Source organism: Streptomyces sp. NPDC048560 (assembly GCF_040650955.1).
GTDB lineage: Bacteria > Actinomycetota > Actinomycetes > Streptomycetales > Streptomycetaceae > Streptomyces.
Map to the genome: position 1 here is coordinate 104,964 of NZ_JBEZIJ010000008.1, position 20,611 is coordinate 125,574.

At 72.3% G+C, this 20,611-nt stretch carries 14 protein-coding genes, 2 tRNA genes and 1 pseudogene; 7 read left to right on the plus strand and 10 right to left on the minus strand.

Annotated features, from left to right (window positions below; genetic code table 11):
• Positions 1 to 7 precede the first annotated feature (7 nt).
• Positions 8 to 478 (plus strand): PPOX class F420-dependent oxidoreductase, encoded by a 471-nt coding sequence (locus AB0C82_RS21720; RefSeq protein ID WP_362844438.1) that lies wholly within the window; start codon positions 8 to 10, stop codon positions 476 to 478.
• A 5-nt stretch (positions 479 to 483) separates the two neighbouring features.
• Positions 484 to 1,443 (plus strand): NAD(P)-dependent oxidoreductase, encoded by a 960-nt coding sequence (locus AB0C82_RS21725; RefSeq protein WP_362844440.1) that lies wholly within the window; start codon positions 484 to 486, stop codon positions 1,441 to 1,443.
• On the opposite strand, the gene AB0C82_RS21730 is transcribed toward AB0C82_RS21725, so the two are convergent.
• The 7 genes and pseudogenes from AB0C82_RS21730 to AB0C82_RS21760 form a co-directional block, all read right to left on the minus strand.
• Positions 1,437 to 3,899, minus strand: a complete 2,463-nt coding sequence (locus AB0C82_RS21730; protein ID WP_362844443.1) for an MFS transporter — start codon at positions 3,897 to 3,899, stop codon at positions 1,437 to 1,439. The genes AB0C82_RS21725 and AB0C82_RS21730 overlap by 7 nt on opposite strands.
• Before the next feature lie 141 nt (positions 3,900 to 4,040).
• Positions 4,041 to 6,248, minus strand: a complete 2,208-nt coding sequence (locus AB0C82_RS21735) for a glycosyltransferase family 39 protein (RefSeq protein ID WP_362844446.1) — start codon at positions 6,246 to 6,248, stop codon at positions 4,041 to 4,043.
• A complete protein-coding gene (locus AB0C82_RS21740; protein WP_362844449.1) occupies positions 6,245 to 7,525 on the minus strand; it encodes a bifunctional glycosyltransferase family 2/GtrA family protein in 1,281 nt (426 codons plus the stop codon). The genes AB0C82_RS21735 and AB0C82_RS21740 overlap by 4 nt, the downstream gene beginning before the upstream one ends.
• Before the next feature lie 87 nt (positions 7,526 to 7,612).
• A pseudogene (locus AB0C82_RS21745) lies at positions 7,613 to 9,159 on the minus strand (ATP-binding protein).
• Positions 9,152 to 9,895 (minus strand): response regulator transcription factor, encoded by a 744-nt coding sequence (locus AB0C82_RS21750; RefSeq protein WP_362844451.1) that lies wholly within the window; start codon positions 9,893 to 9,895, stop codon positions 9,152 to 9,154. Before AB0C82_RS21750 ends, AB0C82_RS21745 begins: the two are co-directional and overlap by 8 nt.
• A 91-nt stretch (positions 9,896 to 9,986) precedes the next feature.
• Positions 9,987 to 10,859 (minus strand): amidohydrolase family protein, encoded by an 873-nt coding sequence (locus AB0C82_RS21755; RefSeq protein ID WP_362845180.1) that lies wholly within the window; start codon positions 10,857 to 10,859, stop codon positions 9,987 to 9,989.
• A 31-nt stretch (positions 10,860 to 10,890) separates the two neighbouring features.
• A complete protein-coding gene (locus tag AB0C82_RS21760) occupies positions 10,891 to 11,781 on the minus strand; it encodes a DUF2797 domain-containing protein (protein WP_362844453.1) in 891 nt (296 codons plus the stop codon).
• Positions 11,782 to 11,849: 68 nt separating this feature from the next.
• Here AB0C82_RS21760 and AB0C82_RS21765 point away from each other — a divergent pair, with 68 nt between their 5' ends.
• From AB0C82_RS21765 to AB0C82_RS21775, 3 genes are all read left to right on the plus strand, one after another.
• A complete protein-coding gene (locus AB0C82_RS21765) occupies positions 11,850 to 12,302 on the plus strand; it encodes a GNAT family N-acetyltransferase (RefSeq protein WP_362844455.1) in 453 nt (150 codons plus the stop codon).
• The gene (locus tag AB0C82_RS21770) at positions 12,299 to 12,685 is read left to right on the plus strand and encodes a helix-turn-helix domain-containing protein (protein WP_362844458.1); all 387 of its coding nucleotides are present in this window, start codon (positions 12,299 to 12,301) and stop codon (positions 12,683 to 12,685) included. Before AB0C82_RS21765 ends, AB0C82_RS21770 begins: the two co-directional genes overlap by 4 nt.
• A gap of 168 nt (positions 12,686 to 12,853) precedes the next feature.
• Positions 12,854 to 13,030: a hypothetical protein gene (locus AB0C82_RS21775; RefSeq protein WP_362844461.1), complete on the plus strand. Its 177-nt coding sequence runs from the start codon at positions 12,854 to 12,856 to the stop codon at positions 13,028 to 13,030.
• Between the two features lie 239 nt (positions 13,031 to 13,269).
• On the opposite strand, the gene AB0C82_RS21780 is transcribed toward AB0C82_RS21775, so the two are convergent.
• Together AB0C82_RS21780 and AB0C82_RS21785 are read right to left on the minus strand one after the other, a co-directional pair.
• A tRNA-Arg gene (locus AB0C82_RS21780) sits at positions 13,270 to 13,342 on the minus strand.
• 238 nt (positions 13,343 to 13,580) lie between these two features.
• Positions 13,581 to 13,671: transfer RNA gene (locus AB0C82_RS21785), tRNA-Ser, on the minus strand.
• Between the two features lie 213 nt (positions 13,672 to 13,884).
• Here AB0C82_RS21785 and AB0C82_RS21790 point away from each other — a divergent pair.
• Both AB0C82_RS21790 and AB0C82_RS21795 read left to right on the plus strand, forming a co-directional pair.
• Positions 13,885 to 14,421 (plus strand): SSI family serine proteinase inhibitor, encoded by a 537-nt coding sequence (locus AB0C82_RS21790; RefSeq protein WP_362844463.1) that lies wholly within the window; start codon positions 13,885 to 13,887, stop codon positions 14,419 to 14,421.
• Positions 14,422 to 14,671: 250 nt separating this feature from the next.
• Entirely contained in the window at positions 14,672 to 18,751 is a 4,080-nt protein-coding gene (locus tag AB0C82_RS21795) for a PAS domain-containing protein (RefSeq protein ID WP_362844466.1), read from the plus strand.
• 96 nt (positions 18,752 to 18,847) lie between these two features.
• Here the strand turns inward: AB0C82_RS21795 and AB0C82_RS21800 are convergent, their stop codons facing one another.
• Positions 18,848 to 20,494, minus strand: coding sequence for a long-chain fatty acid--CoA ligase (locus tag AB0C82_RS21800; protein ID WP_362844469.1), 1,647 nt, complete (start codon positions 20,492 to 20,494; stop codon positions 18,848 to 18,850).
• Positions 20,495 to 20,611 lie beyond the last annotated feature (117 nt).

A 20,611-nucleotide genomic window follows, 5' to 3' on the forward strand; every position in this document is an offset into this window, starting at 1 on the left:
CAAAGGCATGGCACCCCACATCGCGACCAACACCCCCGTGGAGCTCGACGAGCTGCTGGCGTTCGTACGGCCCCGGCACCGGGCGATCCTGCTGACCACCCGGTCCGACGGCCGCCCCCAGGGCTCCCCCCTCACCTGCGGCGTCGACGACGCGGGCCGGATCGTCGTCTCGACGTATCCGGAGCGCGCCAAGACCCGTAACGCCAAGCGGGACGAGCGGGTGAGCGTGATCGTCCTGTCGGACGACTGGAACGGGCCCTGGGTGCAGATCGACGGTTCGGCCGAGGTGATCGACTCACCGGATTCGGTCGAGCCGCTCGTCGAGTACTTCCGGAACATCTCCGGCGAGCACCCGGACTGGGACGAGTACCGGGCGGCGATGGTGAAGCAGGGCAAGTCGATCATCCGGATCACCCCCGAGCGGTGGGGTCCGGTCGCCACCGGCGGCTTCCCGGCCCGTCTGTCCTCCGGCGGCTGACGCCCATGTCCGCACCCGAACAGGCGATACCCGCCCCCGGCCTGCTCGCGCGGGCCCGGCTGCTGGTCGCGCCCGAAGTGGGCGAGCCCGTGCTCCGGGAGCTGGAGCGGATCGCCGGGCGACCGGTGGAGCGGGCGCCGGCGAGCGCGCCTGACGAGCCGTACGTGTACGTGGGCGCCTCGTTGCCGGACGCGCTGCGCAGCGGCCGGCTGGTCTGGTTCCACAGCGTCAACGCCGGTACGGACGCCCTGCTCGGCTCGGGCCCCTGGCCGCAGGGCGCGCTGCTCACCCGGACGGTGGGGCGCATGGGCGAGCGGATCGCCCAGTACGTCCTGGCCTGGGTGCTCGCGGAGTGCCAGGCCGTCCCGGAGTTCGCCGCGCAGCACGCGCGGGCCGAGTGGCGGCGCATTCCCTCGGAGCTCGTCGCCGGGCAGACCGCCCTCGTCCACGGCACCGGGCGCATCGGTTCGGCGGTCGCCGGCCTGCTGCGCGGGTGCGGCATCCGGACGGTGGGTGTGGCCCGCGGCCCGCGTGCCGTACCCCCGCCGGGCTTCGACCGGGTGATCGGGGCGGACATGGACTCGGAGGAGCTGGGCGCCGCGCGCTGGGTGGTCGCCGCGCTGCCTCTGACCGGCGCGACGCGGGGGTACTTCGGGGCTCGCCGCTTCGCGGCCGTGCGCGGGGCGAGCTTCGTCAACGTGGGGCGCGGGGCGACGGTGGACCTGGACGCGCTGGCGGCCGCCCTGCGCGCCGGGAACGTACGGCGGGCCGTGCTCGACGTGCTTCCCGAGGAGCCCCCGGCGCCCGACGACGGCTGCTGGCGGCTCCCCCGGACGGTGATCACGTCGCATTCCGCCGGTATCACGGCCGACGAGGACGTCGTCAGTGACTTCGAGACGTGCTGGGACGAGCTGCGTACGGGCACGGTGCCGGCGCTCGCCGTGGACGTGGACCGGGGCTACTGAGCGGCGACGCCCGCCTTGGCGCACATCGACTCGATGCCCGCGACCACCAGGTCCAGGGCGAAGACGAAGTCCCGCTCGCGCATCTCCTCGACCGTGCCGCCGCCACGCGCCTCCATCGCGCCGGAGGCACTGTCGACGAACTTCTTGAGGTGCGGCTGGGCCTTGACGGTGCCCATCGCCTGCTGGAAGTACTCGTCCTGGCTGAGCCCCGCCTCCCGGCACCGCTCCACGAAGTGCCCCTCGATGGTGCTGAATCCGTAGACGAAGTGGAACGCGGCGGCCAGGGCGCCCGTCTGGTGGTTCGTCGGCAGCCCGGTGGCGCGGATGACGTCCTGGACGGCGTAGGAGAACAGCATCGCGTGCGGGCCGATGTTGAGGAAGTGACCGGCCAGCGGTGACACCCAGATGTGGCGGACGATCAGTTCGCGGTAGCTGCGGGCCATGTCGCGCAGGCGGTCACGCCAGTCCGCGTCCTCCCTGGGCGGCACGATCTCGGCGAAGACCGAGTCCATCGCCAGTTCCAGCAGGTCGTCCTTGGTGTCGACGTACCAGTAGAGAGACATGGCGGTGACGTCCAGCTCCGCGGCGAGGCGGCGCATGGAGAACTTGGCGAGGCCCTCCGCGTCCAGAAGGCGCACCGTCGCCGCGGTGATCCTGTCCCGGTCCAGGCCCACCGGCGACTCGGCTTTGCGGGTGCGCGAGGGGGCCCGCTGATCCAGCCACACGCTGGTCCTCGCGGGGTTCTTCACGCGGTCGGCCGCGGACACCATGGCGCACTCTCCTCGTTCTGCCGGACGGGACGGACCGGGGCGGTGGAGCTGGGGGACGGGACTGGGGTGAGGACTGGGGCTGGGCCGGGGTGCGTACCGGACGACCACGGTCCGGTACGCGTCCCCTCCGATGCTATGCCGCCGTTCCGGCCGAGTCTGCCGCAGCCGGCCCTTCGCGGCAGGGCCCGCAAGCCCCGGTTCCATCCGCTCGGCCCGCCTCAGCAGCGCCGCGGCGAGCAGCCCGCCCGCGAGCACCGCGACCGCCCCGACCAGCTGACTCGTCTCCAGCCCGGAGGCGAAGGCGTCCGTGATGCGCTGCCGCTCCCCGGCACCGTCCGCGGCGGCGAGCGCGGCGGGCAGCGAGGCCGCTCCCACGGCCGCGGGTACGAGGGCGGCGAAGCGGGAGTTCAGCACGGCGCCGAGCACGGCGACGCCGAGGCCGTTGCCGAATTCGGCGAGCGTGCCGTTGACTCCCGCGCCCACGCCCGCCTTCTCCGGCGGAATAGCGCTCATGATCGCGTTGGCCATGGCGGGCATGGCGAGCGAGATGCCCGCACCCATGACGACCAGGCCGAGGAGCATCCCGCCGTATCCGTCGTTGCCGAACACCGCGATGGCACCCAGTCCGGCAGCCAGCAGGCTCATCCCGGCAGCGATGGTGCCGGGGGTTCCCACCTTCGGTACGAGGCGGGCGCCGAGCCCCGTGAGGTTGAGCGCGACCACGGTGAGCGCCAGCGGAGCCGTACGGAGTCCGGCCTCCAGGGGCCCGTACCCGAGGACGAACTGCAGGTGCTGGGTCAGCAGGAACAGCGAACCGCCCATCCCGAAGGCGACCAGGACAGCGCCCGCGACCGCCCCGATGAACTTCTGGTTCCGGAAGAAGTGCATGTCCAGCATCGGGTACGGGACGTGGAGCTCCCACAGGACGAATCCGGTGAGCACCGCCACGCCGGTGAAGGCGGTGAGCAGGACCTGGCCGGAGGCCCAGCCGTGTCCGGGGCCGGAGATGATCGCGTACACGACGGCGGTCATCCCGACGGTGGAGAGCAGCGCGCCCAGCAGGTCGGGCCGGTCGCCCTGCGGGTTCCTGGACTCCGGCACGAGGCGCACGACGGCGATCAGGCCGATGACCGCGACCGGGATGTTGATGAGGAAGATCGCGCCCCACCAGAAGTGGTCGAGCATGATCCCGCCGATGAGCGGACCGGTGGCGAAGCCCAGTGAGTTGACGGTCGACCAGAGGCCGATCGCCTTGACGCGCTCGGTGTCGTCGAAGATCTGGACGACCACGGCCAGCGTGGTGGTGATCAGCAGCGCGCCGCCGATGCCCATCCCCGCGCGGGCGGCGATGAGCTGGCCGGAGGACTGGGCGAACCCGGCCACCAGCGAACCGATGCCGAAGAGCGCGAGGCCCGCGACCAGCATCCTCTTGCGGCCGTAGCGGTCGGCGGCGCTGCCGGCCGTGAGGAGCAGGCCGGACTGGACGAGCGAGTAGGCGTTGATCATCCACTGCACGTCGGCCGTGGACGCGTCCAGCTCGGTGGTGAGGGAGGGGATGGCGACGTTGAGAACGGTGTTGTCGAGCAGCACGGTGAGCTGGGCCAGACAGATGACGCCGAGGATCAGCCAGCGCTGCGGGTGCCCCTGGGGGGCGAGGTCGTTCGGCTCGGCGGTGGTCGCCGTCATACGGGCTCCTTGAGCTCCGGTGCTACTTGTACGGTGTATGGGAGTGCGTGGCGTCGTACACCGTAAGGCACTCCTTGTACGCCGTACAAGTCAATTTCGCGACCACCGCCGGGAAGGATTTCGAGCCCTTCCTCTCCTCGGCTACCCGGCTCCGCCCACCGGCCGGGTGAGGTCGTAGAAGGTCGCGCCGCCGACCGTGACCTTCTCGAAGGAGGCCTCCACCCACGAGGAGATCCGCGAGGAGGTGCCGCTGTCGCCGCCACCGCCGCCCATGCCGCCGCCCGAGATGAAGTAGTGGATCCTCCCGTCCTCGACGTACCCCTTGAACCGGGCGAGCGTGGGTGCGGGATCGCTGCCGTTGAAGCCGCCGATCGCCATCACGGGTTCACCGGTGGCGAGCTGGTAGCTCGCCGCGTTCTGCGAACCGATGGCCGCGGCGGCCCAGGTGTAGTCCGAGGCGTTCGCCGCGAGAAGCCTCTCGGCCTCCGCCCCGACGGTCGCGCCGTTGAGCAGCCCGCCCATGCCGCCCCCGCCCATGCCGCCGCCCATGCCACCCGCGCCGCCTTCGGCCGTGGCCCCGCCGGGCGCTGTGCCACCCGGTGCCGTACCGCCGGGTGCCGTGCCGCCGGGCATGGCGCCCTGCTGGCGGCCCTGGCCCGGCTGACCCTGACCTTGACCCGGCTGACCCTGGCCCGGCTGACCCTGGCCCGGCTGGGCGCCCGGGGGCCGGCCCGTTCCGCCGGCACCGCCCGGGCCCTCGCCGCCGCCGGGACCACCCCGGCCGCCGCCCGTCATGCCGGCGCCGGACGGACCCGCCGTGACGATCGAGCCCTGGTGCCCGGTGTTCAGCGTGCTGATCGTGTACGCCGTCGGGCCCGCGAGCGACGCGGCGAAGCCGAGAGCCACGACGGCGGGCACGAGCCCTCGTACCGGCCGGGAGGCGGACAGCAGGCCCACCGCGGCGACGAGCCCGACGGCCAGGACGGTCCAGCGCAGCCACGGCAGATGGTCCGGGGTGCGCCCGAGGAGGACGTACGACCAGTACACCGTGACGGCGAGCGTGCCCGCGAGGACCGCCCGCGCCCGGAGCGCGGCGCGTTCCTCCCACAGCACCGTGACGCCCATGCCGACGAGCGCCGCGATGTAGGGGGCCAGAGCCACCGTGTAGTACTGGTGGAAGATGCCCGCCATGAAGCTGAAGACCAGCGCGGTCGTCAGCAGCGCGCCGCCCCAGGCGAGGAACGCCCCGCGCGCGGTGTCGGTCCGCTTCGCCTTCCGGGTCAGCCACACGCCCGCGACCAGCAGGATCAGGGCGGCGGGCAGCAGCCAGGAGATCTGGCCGCCGATGTCGGAGTTGAACATCCGCCCGATTCCGGTCTCACCCCAGCCACCGCCCTGGCCGCCACCGCCCCCACCACCGACGCTGCCGGTCTCCTCGCCGTTGAGACGCCCGAGCCCGTTGTAGCCGAAGGTGAGTTCAAGGAAGGAGTTGTTCTGCGAACCGCCGATGTACGGACGCGACGAGGCGGGCCACAGTTCGACGATCGCCACCCACCAGCCACCGGCGACCACGATCACACCGGTCGCCAGAGCGAGTTGGCCCAGCCGCCTGCGTACGGAGGTGGGCGCGCACACCGCGTACAGCACGGCGAGCGGCGGAAGGACCAGGAACGCCTGGAGGGTCTTCGTCAGGAACGCGAGCCCGACGGCGGCGCCCGCCCAGACCAGCCACTTCGTCCGCCCGTTCTCCAGCGCGCGGAGGACGCAGTACACGGTGACGGTCATCAGGAGGGCGAGGAGCGCGTCCGGGTTGTTGAAGCGGAACATCAGCGCGGCGACGGGCGTGAGCGCGAACACCGCCATCGTGATCAGTCCTGCGGGCGCGCTGAAGCGCCGTCGTACGGCGGCGTACAGCACCCCTGCCGTGGCCACGCCCATCAGCACCTGGGGGACGAGGAGCGCCCACGCGCTGAGGCCGAAGAGCCGCACCGAGAGGGCCATCGGCCAGAGGGTGGCGGGGGGCTTGTCGACGGTGATGGCGTTCGCGGAGTCCAGCGATCCGAAGAAGAACGCCTTCCAGCTCTGGCTGCCCGCCTGCACGGCGGCGGAATAGAAGGAGTTGGCGTATCCGGAGGCACTGAGGTTCCACAGATACGCCAGACCCACGACGAGCAACATGCCGAGCACGGCCGGACGGACCCAGACCGGGTCCTCGTCCCTGCCCCGCAGTGCGCGGCGCCGGAACGGCTCCCGGGGGCGGCCGTGTGCCGCGGACGTGGCCGACGGGCGGCCGTGCGCGGCTGAGGTGCCGGGCGGCCGGGCCGGCAGACGGTCGGGGAAGGTGGTCATCGGACGTTCCTCAGTTCGTGTTCGGAGCCGCTCCGGTCGGGGAAGACCCAGGCGCGGAAGAGCAGAAACCGCAGCACCGTCGCCGCGAGGTTGGCCGTGATCAGGACGGCGAGTTCCGTGCCGTGCGAGGGCGATCCGGAGACCGCGCCGAGCGCGGCGAGCGAGCCGCCGGTCAGGGCGAGGCCGATGGCGAAGACGACGAGCCCCTGCGCCTGGTGACGCAGGGCGCCGCCCCTGCCCCGCACCCGGAAGGTGAGTCTCCGGTTGGCCGCCGTGTTGGCGACGGCCGACACCAGCAGCGCGCCGCCGTTGGCGAACTGCGGTCCCAGGCCCGTCCGGAACAGCGAGTACAGGGCGAGGTAGAAGAGCGTGGAGAGGGCTCCGACGACGCAGAACCCGACCAGTTGGCGGGCCAGCCCGCCCGGCACCCCGGACAGGGCGCGGTCGCGCGGATCGTCCCCGAAGGGCCGGGCCAGCCGGTCGAGCGGCAGGGCGCCGACGGCCAGCGCCCGCCCCACCCGCCACACGCCCTTGAGGTCGTCGGTCGCCGTCCGCACGATGTGCACGGTCGAGTCGGGGTCGTCGACCCAGTCGACCGGTACCTCGTGGATACGCAGACCGGCGCGCTCGGCGAGCACCAGCATCTCGGTGTCGAAGAACCAGCCGGTGTCCTCGACCATCGGCAGCAGCCGCTGCGCGACCTCACGCCGTATCGCCTTGAATCCGCACTGCGCGTCGCTGAAGCGGGCGGCCAGCGAGGAGCGCAGGATGAGGTTGTAGGCCCGGGAGATGAACTCCCGCTTCGAGCCGCGCACCACCCGCGAACTGCGTGCGAGGCGGGAGCCGATGGCGAGGTCGGAGTGGCCCGAGATCAGGGGCGCGACCAGCGGCAGCAGCGCGTTGAGGTCGGTCGAGAGGTCGACGTCCATATAGGCGAGGACCGGCGCGTCCGAGTGGGACCAGACCGTGCGCAGCGCCCGCCCGCGGCCCTTCTCCTCCAGCCGGTACGAACACACCTCGGGGACGGTCGCCGCGAGCCGGGCCGCCACCCGCGGCGTGCGGTCGGTGCTCGCGTTGTCCGCGACGGTGATCCGGAAGGGGTAGGGGAAGGTTCGCGTGAGGTGTTCGCGCAGCCGCAGGACGCAGGGTTCGAGGTCCTTCTCCTCGTTGAAGACCGGGACCACGACGTCGAGTACGGGTGCACCGGCCGCGTCGACCGCTCCGGCCAGGAGATGCTCCCGGGCCGGCAGGGTGCTCCAAGGGGTGTCGGTTCGCATGTCCTTCACGCTCGCCGACCCCGCTGTCACACCGGTGTGCTGAGCCTGTGCCGGTGCTGTGAGCGCGGATTCCTCCGCGGCCTCCGGCTACTTCCCCGCGTACACCGGGTCAGCGGGAAGCCGCACCGAGAACACCGTGTTCCCCGGCACCGACCGCACGCGCACCCGTCCGTCGTGCGCGGCGACGACGGCCTGCACGATGGCGAGGCCCAGACCTGTGGAGCCCGCGTTGCGCGAGCGCGAGGCGTCGCCCCGCGCGAAGCGTTCGAAGACGTGCGGCAGCAGGTCGGCCGCGATCCCCGGCCCGTTGTCCTGCACCTCGATCGTCACCCAGGGACGGCCCGCGCCCGCCGCGCGGACGCGTGCGGTGACCGTCGTCCCGGGCGGCGTGTGGGTACGGGCGTTCGCCAGGAGGTTGACGAGCACCTGATGCAGCCGGGTGGCATCGGCCCGCACGGACGCGGGAACGTCCGGCAGCTCCAGCCGCCAGTGGTGCTCCTCCTCGTGGGAACCGGCCTCCCCGCCGCTGCCGGCCGCGCGCGTCGCTCACGGCGTCCACGACGAGCGGTGACAGATCGGTGCTCTCGTACGAGAGCGGGCGACCGGCGTCGAGCCGGGCGAGCAGCAGCAGGTCCTCGACCATCCCGGTCATCCGCTGCGCCTCCGACTCGATGCGCCCGAGAGCGTGCCGGGTGTCGGGTCCCGTGTCCTCGCGTCCGCGCCGGGTGAGTTCGGCGTAGCCGCGTATGGAGGCCAGCGGGGTGCGCAGTTCGTGGCTGGCGTCGGCGACGAACTGCCGCACCCGCGTCTCGCTCTCCTGGCGCGCCTCCAGCGCCGAACCGACGTGCCCCAGCATCCGGTTGAGCGCCGCACCGACCTGTCCGACCTCGGTACGCGGATCGGCCTCGGCGTCCGGTACGCGTTCGGCGAGGTCCACCTCGCCGCTGTGCAGCGGGAGTTCCGATACGCGGGTCGCGGTGGCGGCCACCCGGTGCAGAGGGCGCAGGGCGACGCCGACCATGGCGGCGCCCGCGATCCCGGCGGCTACGAGCCCGGCCGCGGTGACGCAGACCTCCACGAGGATCAGTGCGGCGAGGTCGCCGCGGACCTCGTCGGCGGGGATCGCGACGAGGATCGTGTTCCCGTCGGACGTGCCGACGGCCTCCACGCGGTAGCTGCCGAGACCCGGCAGATCGACTCCGCGCGCCCCGGAGCCCACATCGGCCCCGGCCGATTCCAGTGCCCGCGATTCGGCGCCGGTGAGCGTCCGCGTGCTGACCTGGGCGCGCTGCCCCGTGTCCTCGACGACGACCTTCGACCCGGCGACGGAGCCGTCCGCGACCACCGCGCCGATCGTGCCGAGGGGCTGGCCTCCCATCCCGACGAAGCCCAGCGGCCCGGCGTCCTGCGGCCCCCCCCGGGAGCGGCGAACCGGGCGGCCGATCGGCCCGTTCCGCGAGGGAGTGCAGCTGGTCGTCCAGCTTTCCGTACATGTAGCTCTGGAACGCGATGGCGGTCACCGTACCGATGACCGCCGCCACGACCGCGATGAGCGAGACGGCCGACACGACGAGCCGGGTCCGCAGCGTCCATGCCCGCCTCGGCCGTCCCGCCGGCCGCACCCGCCTACTCACCGGGCTTGATCAGGTACCCGGCCCCGCGGCGGGTGTGGATCATCGGGGTGTGCCCCGCGTCGATCTTCTTGCGGAGGTACGAGATGTAGAGCTCGACGACGTTGGCCTGGCCGCCGAAGTCGTAGTTCCACACCCGGTCCAGGATCTGTGCCTTGCTCAGCACCCGGCGCGGATTGCGCATCAGGAAGCGGAGCAGCTCGAACTCGGTCGCCGTGAGGTGGATCGACCGCTCGCCCCGGCTGACCTCGTGGCTGTCCTCGTTGAGCACCAGGTCACCGACGACGAGCGTGGAATCGCTCCGCGCGGCGGCGGCCGTACCGGAGCGTCGGATCAGCCCGCGCAGCCGCGCGACGACCTCCTCCAGGCTGAACGGCTTGGTGACGTAGTCGTCGCCCCCCGCGGTGAGCCCGGCGATCCGGTCCTCGACCGAGTCGCGGGCGGTCAGGAACAGCACCGGCACGTCGGAGAGCTCCCGGCGCATCCTGCCGAGGACGGCGAGCCCGTCCATGTCCGGCAGCATCACGTCCAGGACGACCGCGTCGGGCCGGAAGTCGCGCGCCGCCCGCACGGCCCCGCCACCGTCGCCGGCACTGCGCACGTCCCAGCCCTCGTACCGCAGGGCCATGGAGAGCAGCTCGGCGAGCGGGGCCTCGTCATCCACCACGAGTACGCGGACCGGACCGCGGTCCGGCCTGAGCCGTTCGGTACGCCCCTGGGGCGAGGTCGTCATCGTCATGCGCCCACCCTGGGAGACGCCTGTGAGAGAGCTCTTGCCCGTTCCTGTGAATTCCCTGAGAAACGCCCGGCCCTGGATGCCCCGGGGCACCTCACCCGAACAAGGCGCTCGCGTTCCCGTGGCACACGGCCCGCAACCACGCGTCGCCCAGCCCCAGCCGCTCCAGAGCGTGCAGCTGGTGGACGTACGGGTACGGAATGTTCGGGAAGTCCGTGCCCAGCAGGATCCGGTCCCCGAGATCCGCGAGCCGCGCCCGTTCCCCGGCAGGGAACGGGCTGAACTCCTCACTGAAGTCCGTGAACGCCATCGTCGTGTCGAGCCGCACCTCGGGGTACCTCTCCGCCAGCGCCAGGAAGTCCGCGTACTCCGGCATCCCCATGTGCGCCACCACGATCCGCAGCCGGGGATGGCGTGCCAGCAGCCGGCCGACGGGCTCCGGCCCGGTGTGCTTGCCGGGCGCCGGCCCGGACCCGCAGTGCATCACCACGGGCACCCCGGCCTCCGCGAGCAGCCCCCAGACGCCGTCGAGCAGGGGATCGTTCGGGTCGTACGCCCCCACCTGGAGGTGCGACTTGAACACCCGGGCACCCGCCTCCACGGCCTCCCGCACGTACCGCTCCACACCCTCCTCCGGGAAGAGGGTCGCCGTGTGCAGACAGTCGGGCACGCGCTCCGCGAAGTCCGCGGCCCAGCCGTTCAGCCAGGCCGCCATCCCCGGCCGGTGCGGATAGAGCATCGACGTGAACCGGAGCACACCGAACGACCGCAGCAGCGCGAGCCGTTCGTCCTCGGCGTGCCGGTAGGCAATCGGCCATTCCATGCCGGTCAGCGGGCCCACGGAGTCGAAGTACGCCCACACCTTGCGGAGCACCTGCTCCGGCATGAAGTGCGTATGGATGTCGATGATCCCGGGAAGCCCGAGCCGCTCCCAGAACCCCACGACATCCGAACTGTCACCAGTCACACCAGCCACCCTTCCTCTCCTCGCGAGCCTCTCAGAACAACCCGTCCTGCACTCCGGCGCCCCCGATGTCGACGACGGGCACGGTCACGCCCGCCCCCGCACCGGCCGCCGTGAGCTCCCACCCGCTGACGAGCCGCGTGTCCAGCACCAGGACTCCGCCCGCGCCCGTCTCCAGATGCAGATCCGGCCCGGCGGCCGCCACCAGCCGCCCCGCCACCACGCCCCCGTCGACCAGCCCGGTCACCGCCCGCGCCACCTCGGCCGTCCCCTCGAAACCGAACACGGCACCGTGGTCGACGGCCTCCAGAGGCAGGCGCTCCAACGACTCGGGCCACCCGGCCCCTTCGAGCGCCGCGGCCCGCCCGTACAGCTCCGCCACCTCGCCGGCCCGCTCCCCGGCCCCCGGCAGCACCCCCCTCACCGCCCGCTTCCTCGCGTACGGAATGCGGTCGGGCACCCCGAGGGCGGCCCGCAACAGCTCCTCCGTCCGGCGCGCGGCCATCAGCGGCCCGCGCCCCAGCCAGGTGAAGACCACGGCCCCCTGCTCCCGCAGCCGCGCCGCCCCCCGCTCCTCGGCGGTGATCCCGACCTTGACCATGCCGGGACCGAACCAGGCGAGATAGACGCGGTACGTCCGCGAGTCGTCGGCGATCGTGTCCGCCGCCACCGAATGCATCCGGTCCAGCCGCGCGCACTCCGGACACAGCGCCCCGGTCCTGCGCGCCGGCACCACGGCATCCACCGGACAGACGTTGCCCCGCGCCCCGGCACAGCGCCGCTCACCGACGGCCCGGAAGCCGAGCGCCTGCCCGTACACGAGGGCGCTCACCCGCCGGACACCGGCGGCGCCGTCCTTGCGCCACCCCAACTCGGGCCCGCCATCGGGCCACCGGAGACCGGTGCACCGCCATCCCACGCCCAACCCCCGCACTCCGCAGAAACAATCAGCGCCCCCACCGTACGGGCGCCCAGGTGGGGCATCCTGGAGAGATGACCGGCCTCCGTATCGAACAGCCCGTCGGCGACGCCATGCTCAAGGACTGGCAGCACGCCCACAACGTGATCATTCCGGCCCACCCCCTGTCGCTCGACGACGTACGCAGCCGCGCCGTCCACAACTATCTGGAGGTCGCGTACCTCGACGACGTCCTCGTGGGCTGCACGACCGTCCGCCCTCCGGCCGACGACACCTTCACGGCAACCGTCATCGCGCGCGTCCTCACCGCTCACCGCCGCCAGGGCTACGGCACCGAGCTCTACGAACGCGCCCTGAAGCGGGCCCGCACCCTCGGCGCCCAGGTGATCGAAACGGTGGTCCTGGCGTCCAACACGGACGGGCTGCGGTTCGCCCTCAGCCACGGCTTCGTCGAGACGGAGCGCTACGTGCTGCCCGGCGACACCGTCCACTGGATCACGCTGCGACTCGAAGGGGACGACGCATGACCGTGGACGGAGCCCGGCCCGCACCCACGGCGCTCAGCCCGCTCAGCTGCCCAGTGGGCCCGGTCATCGACATCGTGTTCAGCCGCTGGACGACCCCGATCCTGCTGAACCTGAACGAGTACGGCCGCCAGCGCTTCGTCGAACTGGAGCGCCGCATCGGCACGATCACCCCCAAGGTGCTCACCCAACGCCTGCGCCAACTCGAACGCGACGGCCTCGTGGAGCGCACGTACCACCCCGAGGTCCCGCCGCGCGTGGAGTACGAGATCACCGACCTGGGCCGCAGCCTGGCCCCCCTGTTCGCCACCCTGGCCACCTGGGCGACCACGAACCTCCCCAGGGTCGAACAGGCCCGCCTGACATACGACGCCACGGATCACTGACCGGCCGGCGGCACGTGCACGGGGAGGACAGGCCCGGCCGCGCTCCTGTCGCGCAGGAGGTTGAGCCGTACCTCTGCGCCTGGACTGTCGATGAGCTGGTCCGACGCGCCTGTGCGACCCCTTCGGCACCCTGTCGGCTGCTTTCACCAGGGGCGGACCGTCGAGCGTATGACGTCACCTCTGGAACGCCTCTGCGCAGAATGCGAACGCACGCACCCGGTCAGGGACCTGTACCTCATGACCGACGGCACCTGCCGGTGCGAGGAGTGCTACGAGTGGCTGGAGCTCGACCACCTCGTCATCGAACGTCAGCCCCACAGTGACACCTCTCGCGCTGATGCCTGAGTGAACGTTCACCGCCGATGCCGTCAGCGACCCGGACGAGGGCCATTCTCTGCGCATCCTGACCTCTCGGCAGGAATGAACCGCCCCTGACCGGCCATGCCGGCCTGGCGGACGCGGGACCCGACCGGCGAGCCGTCCACCCGATGAGCGGTACAGGCCGCCACGGCCGCCGACTTCGCTGCCGCACGGGCAACGCGAAAGGCCCCCAGGATTTCTCCTGGGGGCCTTTCGATTCGATGTGCACTCGGCAGGATTCGAACCTGCAACCTTCTGATCCGTAGTCAGATGCTCTATCCGTTAAGCTACGAGTGCCTGCCGTTGGTGTGACCCGCTGGCTTACCTCCCGGGCTTTTGTGCCCCGTCGGCGTTGCGAGAACAACATTACATGACCTGCGCCGTCACGCGAAATCCATTAGCTCCACCAGCGCTGAGCTGCGAAAACACCGTCCTGGACGCCTGGCGGGACGGGGCACTCCTCACCCGTACGGAGCCATCGGCGGCCGGGAACGGCCGAAGCCCCGTGCCAGGGGCACGGGGCTTCGGGTGAGAGCGGAGGCGGAGGGATTTGAACCCTCGATGGGCTTTAAGACCCAAACCGCATTAGCAGTGCGGCGCCATAGACCGGACTAGGCGACGCCTCCAGCACACCCCGCGCGAGCGCGGGTGGTGCGTTGCAGATGATGACACAGACGAGCGCGCTGTCACCAATCGCCGCCCACGGTACTAGGCAGGTGGGTGCCAGGGCAAAGCATCGCCGCGGTTGCGCATCGTCGCGGCGTGCGGAGCGTTAGTGAGGGCGGGGGCTCACCCCCGCCCGTCCGCCGCACGTCGTGTCCAGAGCACAGGAGCCCCACATGCTGCGTCGTCTCGCCGTCACCGCCGTCGCCTCTCTCGCCGCTCTCGCCGCCGCCGCGCCGGCGGCGCCCGCCGTGGAGCCGGTCCCCGTACCCCTGCTGCCGGTGCCGCTGTTCCTGGACGACCCGCAGGACCCGTGGGGACAGGAGGGCCGGGGTCAGGGTGCTCCGGGCGGCCGGGGCGGGCAGGGTGGCCAGGAGGTCACCATGCGGATGACCGTGACCGTCGCGGACTCCGGTGACGCGGAGGCCGACGGCACCTTCGATCTCGTGTGCGGGCCCGACAGGGCCGCGAGCGGCACCCACGCGAAGGCTCAGGGGGCCTGCGACCGGCTGGCGGAGGCGTACGCCGCGGACGAGAACCCGTTCCTGCCGACGCCCGCGGACGCCATGTGCACCCAGATCCACGGCGGACCTGCCACCGCGCGGATCGTCGGAACCTGGCAGGGGCAGGACTTCACGGCGCATCTGAACCGGGTGAACGGCTGCGAGATCTCGCGCTGGAACAACCTGATTCCGGTTGTGCCCACCGTCTGACCGCCCTCCCCTCGGCCCTCCCACAACCCCTGCCGCCCGCTGTCCGCGCACGTCACAGGGTGCGCGGACAGTCACATGTCACGCCCTCGGCGTACACCGCCCGCACAGAACCTTGGTGAGAGCTCCCCCTCATAGGCCGTCCCCCCGCCCTCCCCTGCCTTTAGACTCCTCCAGTGACAGCCTGAGGCCCGAGGGGCAAGATGGGGCCCGCTGTCGGGCAAGGTGCGGTAATCAGGGAGGAAGCGTCGTCGTGAGCAGCAGGCCATCCCGAGGCGCTGCTCGCCTCGCAGCCATACTCGACGCCCTCCCGGACGGGCTACTGCTCGTCAATTGCAACGGCACGGTCGTCAACGCCAACACCATCGCCCTCGAAATGTTCGAGACCCCGGGCACCGCGCTCGTCGGGCGCGGACTGCTCGATCTGCTTCCGGAGTTCGACTCCAAGCTGATCCCGGGGTCGATGCGCCGGCCGGAGGCTGCGGACGAGCAGGGCAGGACCAAGCCGACGCGGATGACCGCGCGGCGTACCGACGGCGTCGAGTTCCCGGCGGAGATCACCAGCGCCAGCCTGGACAGCGGCCAGGCCGGGTACAACGACATCCACTCCAGCTACACCGGCGACGAGCTGCTGATGCTGGTCGTGCGCGATCTGTCGGGCACCGTCGACACCGAGGCCGAACTGGCCCGTTCGCAGCGCCAGACGGAGATGATCCTGCGGGCCGCGTCCGAGGGCGTCGTGGGTACGGACACGGAAGGCCGTGTCGTCCTCGTCAACCCGGCCGCCGCTCAGATTCTCGGCTTCCGTGCCAGCGACCTCGGCGGCAAGGAACTGCACCCGCTGGTCCTGCACTCACGCGCGGAGGGCGAGCCCTTCCCGTACGAGGAGTCACCGCTCGCCGACACCCTCAAGTCGGGCCGCAAGCACCGTGTGCGCGGGCAGGTCCTGTGGTCCAGGAGCGGCGCGCAGGTGCCGGTCGACCTGACGACGGCGCCCGTGCGGGACGGGGACCAGCTGGTCGGCGCGGTGATGACGTTCACCGACCGCAGGCCGTACGAGGAGCTCACGGAGCAGCACACGGGCGAAGTCGCGGAGCTGACCAGCAGCCACGCCGCCGAGGTCACCCGGCTCACCGAGACGCACGCCGCGGAGCTCGCCGAGCTGACCGAGCGGCACGCGGCCGAACTCGCCGACCGCACGGAGCGGTACGCCTCGGAGCTGGAGAAGCAGGCCGACCTGGTCGCCGGGCTCAGCGCCCGGCACGGCCAGCTGACCGCCGTGCTCGGTGAGTCGCTGCGGGGTCCGCTGGAGGAGCTGCGGGGCGAGCTGTCCACGCTCGCCGCCGACCCGGCCGGTCAGCTGTGGCCCGAGGCCAACCAGATCCTGCATCACCTGGCCGCGGGCTACGCCCGGATGACGACCCTCGTCGACAACGTGCTGGGGTACCAGCGTCTGGACTCGGGCTCGGAGGACCTCGCCAAGCTCCCTGTCCTGCTCGACGGGGTCGTGGCGGCCGGCATCGACGGCGCCGTGGAGCTGATCGGGCCCGGCCGCGCGCAGTTCGCGGTGCATGCCCCGCCGATCGAGGCCGAGGTGGACCCGGTACGGCTGGCGACGGCGCTCGCCCACCTGGTCGCGGACGTCGCCGGGGTCGACTCGACGGGCAAGACCCGGCCGACGCCCGGCGGCGGTTACGTCGACTCGACGGTGGTCGTGGCGGCCGCACAGCGGGGTGACGTCGTACGGATCGAGGTGCGCGGGCCGTTCGCCGGGGGTGACCCGGTGCACGAGCCGATCGTGCGCGGGATCGTCCGGGCGCACGGCGGTGTGCTCCAGACGCACGAGATGCCGGGGATGAGTGGCAGCGCGTACGTGCTCGAAGTACCGCTCGGGATCGGTTCCGGAACCGTCGCACCCCCGCCGTTGGACGCGGTGCCCGCGGTGCAGGGGGCCGTTCCTGCTCAGGAGCCCGCTCCCGAGCAGGACCCGGAGGCCACGAGCGGCGGCCGGCGCAGGGCGCGCAGGTCGTCGACCGACGCCTTCCTGGACAGTCCCGTGGGCGGTTCCGCGGCTTCGGACGCCGAGGCGGCGGAGCCCACCGGGCGACGCAGGGCGCGGCACGGAGCGGCGGCGCAGGAATCACTCGCGCCCGCTTCCGCCACTCCCTCCGTCCCCTCCGGCCCTTCCGGCTCCGATGAACAGCAGCAGTTCGGGGAGCCGGGCGCCGGCGCACCGCACGGCGGCTCCGGGCGCAGGCGGGGACGACCCAGCCCGGCGGAGACGGGTGCGGGGGAGCTGCCGCAGCAGGCACAGACCGGCCCGGCCCCCCAGGGGGCTCAGGGAGCCCAGCCGGGGCAGGCGCTGGCTCTGCCGGTCGGGGCGTCGGGCCCCTCCGTGGCTACCGCTCCCTCCGAGGGGTCCGTGGTGACCGCTGCCGAGGGCGCGCAGGGACGTCCGCAGCTCGGGCAGACCGTGCCGCCCCAAGGCGTGCCGTCGGCCGGGCAGATGCCGGTCTCGCCGTCGGGCCGCCGTGCGCGACGGGACGGGGAACCCCAGCCGGCCCTCCCGGCCGTCGCTTCACCCCAGCCGTCCCAGGCCGCCCAGATGTCCCCGGCCTCCGCGGCCTCCCTGGAGCACGCTCCGGGCGGCGACCCGCAGAGCTCCCAGCCCGGCGGACGGCGGGCGCGTCGCGCTCTGTCGGCCGCCCAGGAGCGGGCTGCCCGGGCCGAGCCGACGGGTCCGCGCACCGCGTTCGCGCTGCCGCCCGCCGACGCCGACCGTGTTCCGCCCGTGCCCCCCGTGGTGGCGGCCGAAGAGGAGCCCGAGCGCCACGACGCCGTAGGGACGGCACCGGACGCCGACCACACGCCGCCGCAGGCGCACCCCGCGTCCCCGGCCCCGTCGGGCCGCCGCCGGGCACGCCGTCCGATCTCATCCGAGGAGCAGGGCGACACGTCCTCGCCCCCCGGCTGGGGCCAGGACGACGCCTCGGGCCCGGGGCAGGCCGCACCCGCGGTGAACGGGTCCGCCGACGAGTCCTGGGCGGGCTCCGGGCCGACCGCGCACACGACCGGGGCCGCCCCGGCCGCCGCGCCCGTGCCTCCGCGGGAGATCACCCGGCCCGCCGCACCGCACCTCGCCGACCAGGCGTCGCCCGTACGGGATGTACGGCGTCAGCCCTTGCCCGCGGAAGCGCCGATGCCGTCCTCGGACTCGACGCAGGGCCGCGCGTTCAGCGTGCGGACGCTGGGCCAGGGTGTTCCGTTCGCGCAGCACCTCGCGCACCAGCAGAACCAGAGCCTGGGCGGTGCCGGCCGGCGCCGCAAGCTGGCCGCCCCGCCGGAGGCCGAACCGCCCGCACCGCCCGTTCCCGCGCAGCCCGGTGCGGTCCAGGCCGGCCCGGAACCGGTGCCGTCGCAGGCCACGCCGGGTGGCGCCAAGGGCCCCGGTTCCGGTCAGCTGATGTCCGCGCCGGTGGCCGCGGGGCGCGCTTACGCCATAGGGGCGCCCGACAGGGGCGCCGCCGAAGGCCCGGAACCGCTGGACGGCCCCGGTGGCGCGGTCGAGGTCGCCAACCGGCCGCAGCCCCGTCCCGTCGACGACGAACTGCCCCCGGAGCCGCTGGACAATCCGCGGCGGCTGCTCGTCTGGCCCGCGCCCGACGTCCCGACCCAGCAGGCACTGAGCGACCGCGGCTACCGCCCGGTGATCGTCAACTCCCGCGAGGAGGTCGACGCCCAGATCGCCGCGTTCCCCGCCGCGCTCTTCGTCGACCCGCTGACCGGTCCGATCACCCGCACCGCCCTGCAGTCACTGCGCCAGGCGGCCGTGGCCGCCGAGGTTCCGGTGCTGGTGACGGCAGGGCTCGGACAGGCGACCCGCGAGGCGGCGTACGGCGCGGACCCAGCCGTACTCCTCAAGGCCCTCGCCCCGCGCGACAGCGAACAGCATCCGCCGCGCGTGCTCGTCATCGAGGAGCACGAGGAGATCGCGGTCGCCCTCACGGAGACGCTGGAGCGCCGCGGGATGCAGGTCGCGCGGGCGGCGTCCGACAGCGAGGCGGTCGAGCTCGCCACCCGGATGCGGCCCAACCTGGTGGTGATGGACCTGATGCAGGTACGCCGCCGGCGTGCCGGGATCATCGACTGGCTGCGCGCGAACGGTCAGTTGAACCGCACTCCGCTGGTCGTCTACACCTCGACCGGTCTGCACGAGTCGGAGCTGTCCGGGCTCAGCTCGGGCGAGACCGTCCTCTTCCTCGCCGAACGCTCCACCAGCGACGAGGTGCAGTCCCGGATCGTCGACCTGCTGGCGAAGATAGGCACCAACTGACGCGGGCACCGGTCCGGGCCCAGGCCCGCGCGGACGCCCGCGCATACGAGGAGGGCGGTACGGGACTTCCCGTACCGCCCTCCTCCACGTACCGGGTCAGAGCTGCGTGATGTCCAGCTCACCGTCCGCGTACTGCTTGCGGATCACCTTCTTGTCGAACTTGCCGACGCTCGTCTTCGGGACCGCCGGAATGACCGTCCAGCGCTCCGGCAGCTGCCACTTGGCGATCGACTGCGCGAGGAACTCCTTCAGCGCCAGGTAGTCGACGGTCGCGCCCTCCTTGAGGACGACGGTGGCGAGCGGGCGCTCGCCCCACTTCTCGTCGGGGACCGCGACGACGGCGGCCTCGGCCACGTCCGGGTGCCCCATCAGCGCGTTCTCCAGCTCGACGCTGCTGATCCACTCGCCGCCGGACTTGATGACGTCCTTCGCCCGGTCGGTAAGGGTGAGGAAGCCGTCCGTGCTGATCACGCCGACGTCACCGGTCTTCAGCCAGCCGTCCTCGCTGAACTTGTCCTCGGGCCGCAGGTGCTCGCCGTCCGAACCCCCGTAGTACGCACCGGCGATCCAGGAGCCCCGGACCTCCAGCTCACCGGCCGACTCGCCGTCCCAGGGCAGGTGCTCGCCACCGGGACCGACCAGGCGCGCCTCGACACCGGCGGGGAAACGGCCCTGCGTGATGCGGTACGGCCACTCCTCCTCGGCGGTCAGTCCCGCGGGCGGGTTGGCCATGGTGCCGAGCGGCGAGGTCTCCGTCATGCCCCAGGCGTGGCTGAGGCGGACGCCCAGCTTGTCGTACGCCTCCATGAGGGAGGGCGGGCAGGCGGCGCCGCCGATGGTGACGCTGGCCATGGAGGTGAGGTCGCGCGGGTTGGCGGTGACCTCGGCGAGGAGCCCCTGCCAGATGGTGGGGACGGCGGCGGCGTGGGTCGGCTTCTCGCGCTCGATCATGTCGGCGAGCGGGGCGGGCTGGAGGAAACGGTCCGGCATGAGCATGTTGACGCCGGTCATGAACGTCGCGTGGGGCAGACCCCACGCGTTCACGTGGAACTGGGGCACGACGACCAGTGTCGTGTCCTTGTCCGTCAACCCCATCGACTCCGTCATGTTGACCTGCATGGAGTGCAGGTAGATGGAGCGGTGCGAGTAGACGACGCCCTTGGGGTCGCCCGTGGTGCCGGAGGTGTAACACATGGCGGCGGCCTGGCGTTCGTCCAGCTCGGGCCAGTCGTAGTCGGTGGACCGGCCTGCCAGCAGCTCCTCGTACTCGTGGACGCGCGGCGCGATGCCGCTGAGCCCGGAGCGGTCGCCCGGGCCGGAGACGACCACGTGCTCGATGGACGGCAGGTGGGGGAGCAGCGGCACGAGCAGCGGCAGCAGCGAACCGTTGGCGATGACGACCTTGTCGTCGGCGTGATTGACGATCCATGCCAGCTGTTCGGCGGGAAGCCTGAGATTGAGCGTGTGCAGTACGGCGCCCATGGAGGGGATCGCCAAGTACGCCTCGACGTGCTCGGCGTTGTTCCACATGAGAGTGGCGACACGCTGGTCGCCGTCGATGCCGAGTTCGTCGCGCAGCGCGTTGGCCAGCTGACCGGCACGCCTGCCGATCTCGGCGAAGGTACGACGGTGCGGCTCGGGTTCGCCGGTCCAGGTCGTGACCTGCGACTTCCCGTGGATCGTCATCCCATGGGTCAGGATGCGGGTAACAGTCAGCGGTACGTCCTGCATGGTGCTGAGCACGGCGTCCTCCCGGTGGGCGCTACGCGGCAGTAAGGTTCCGCTGATTCTGCGCACATACCACTTGGTATGTCACTACCGCGGCGCATACGAATCGGTGCCGGCGGGCAAAATCGCTCG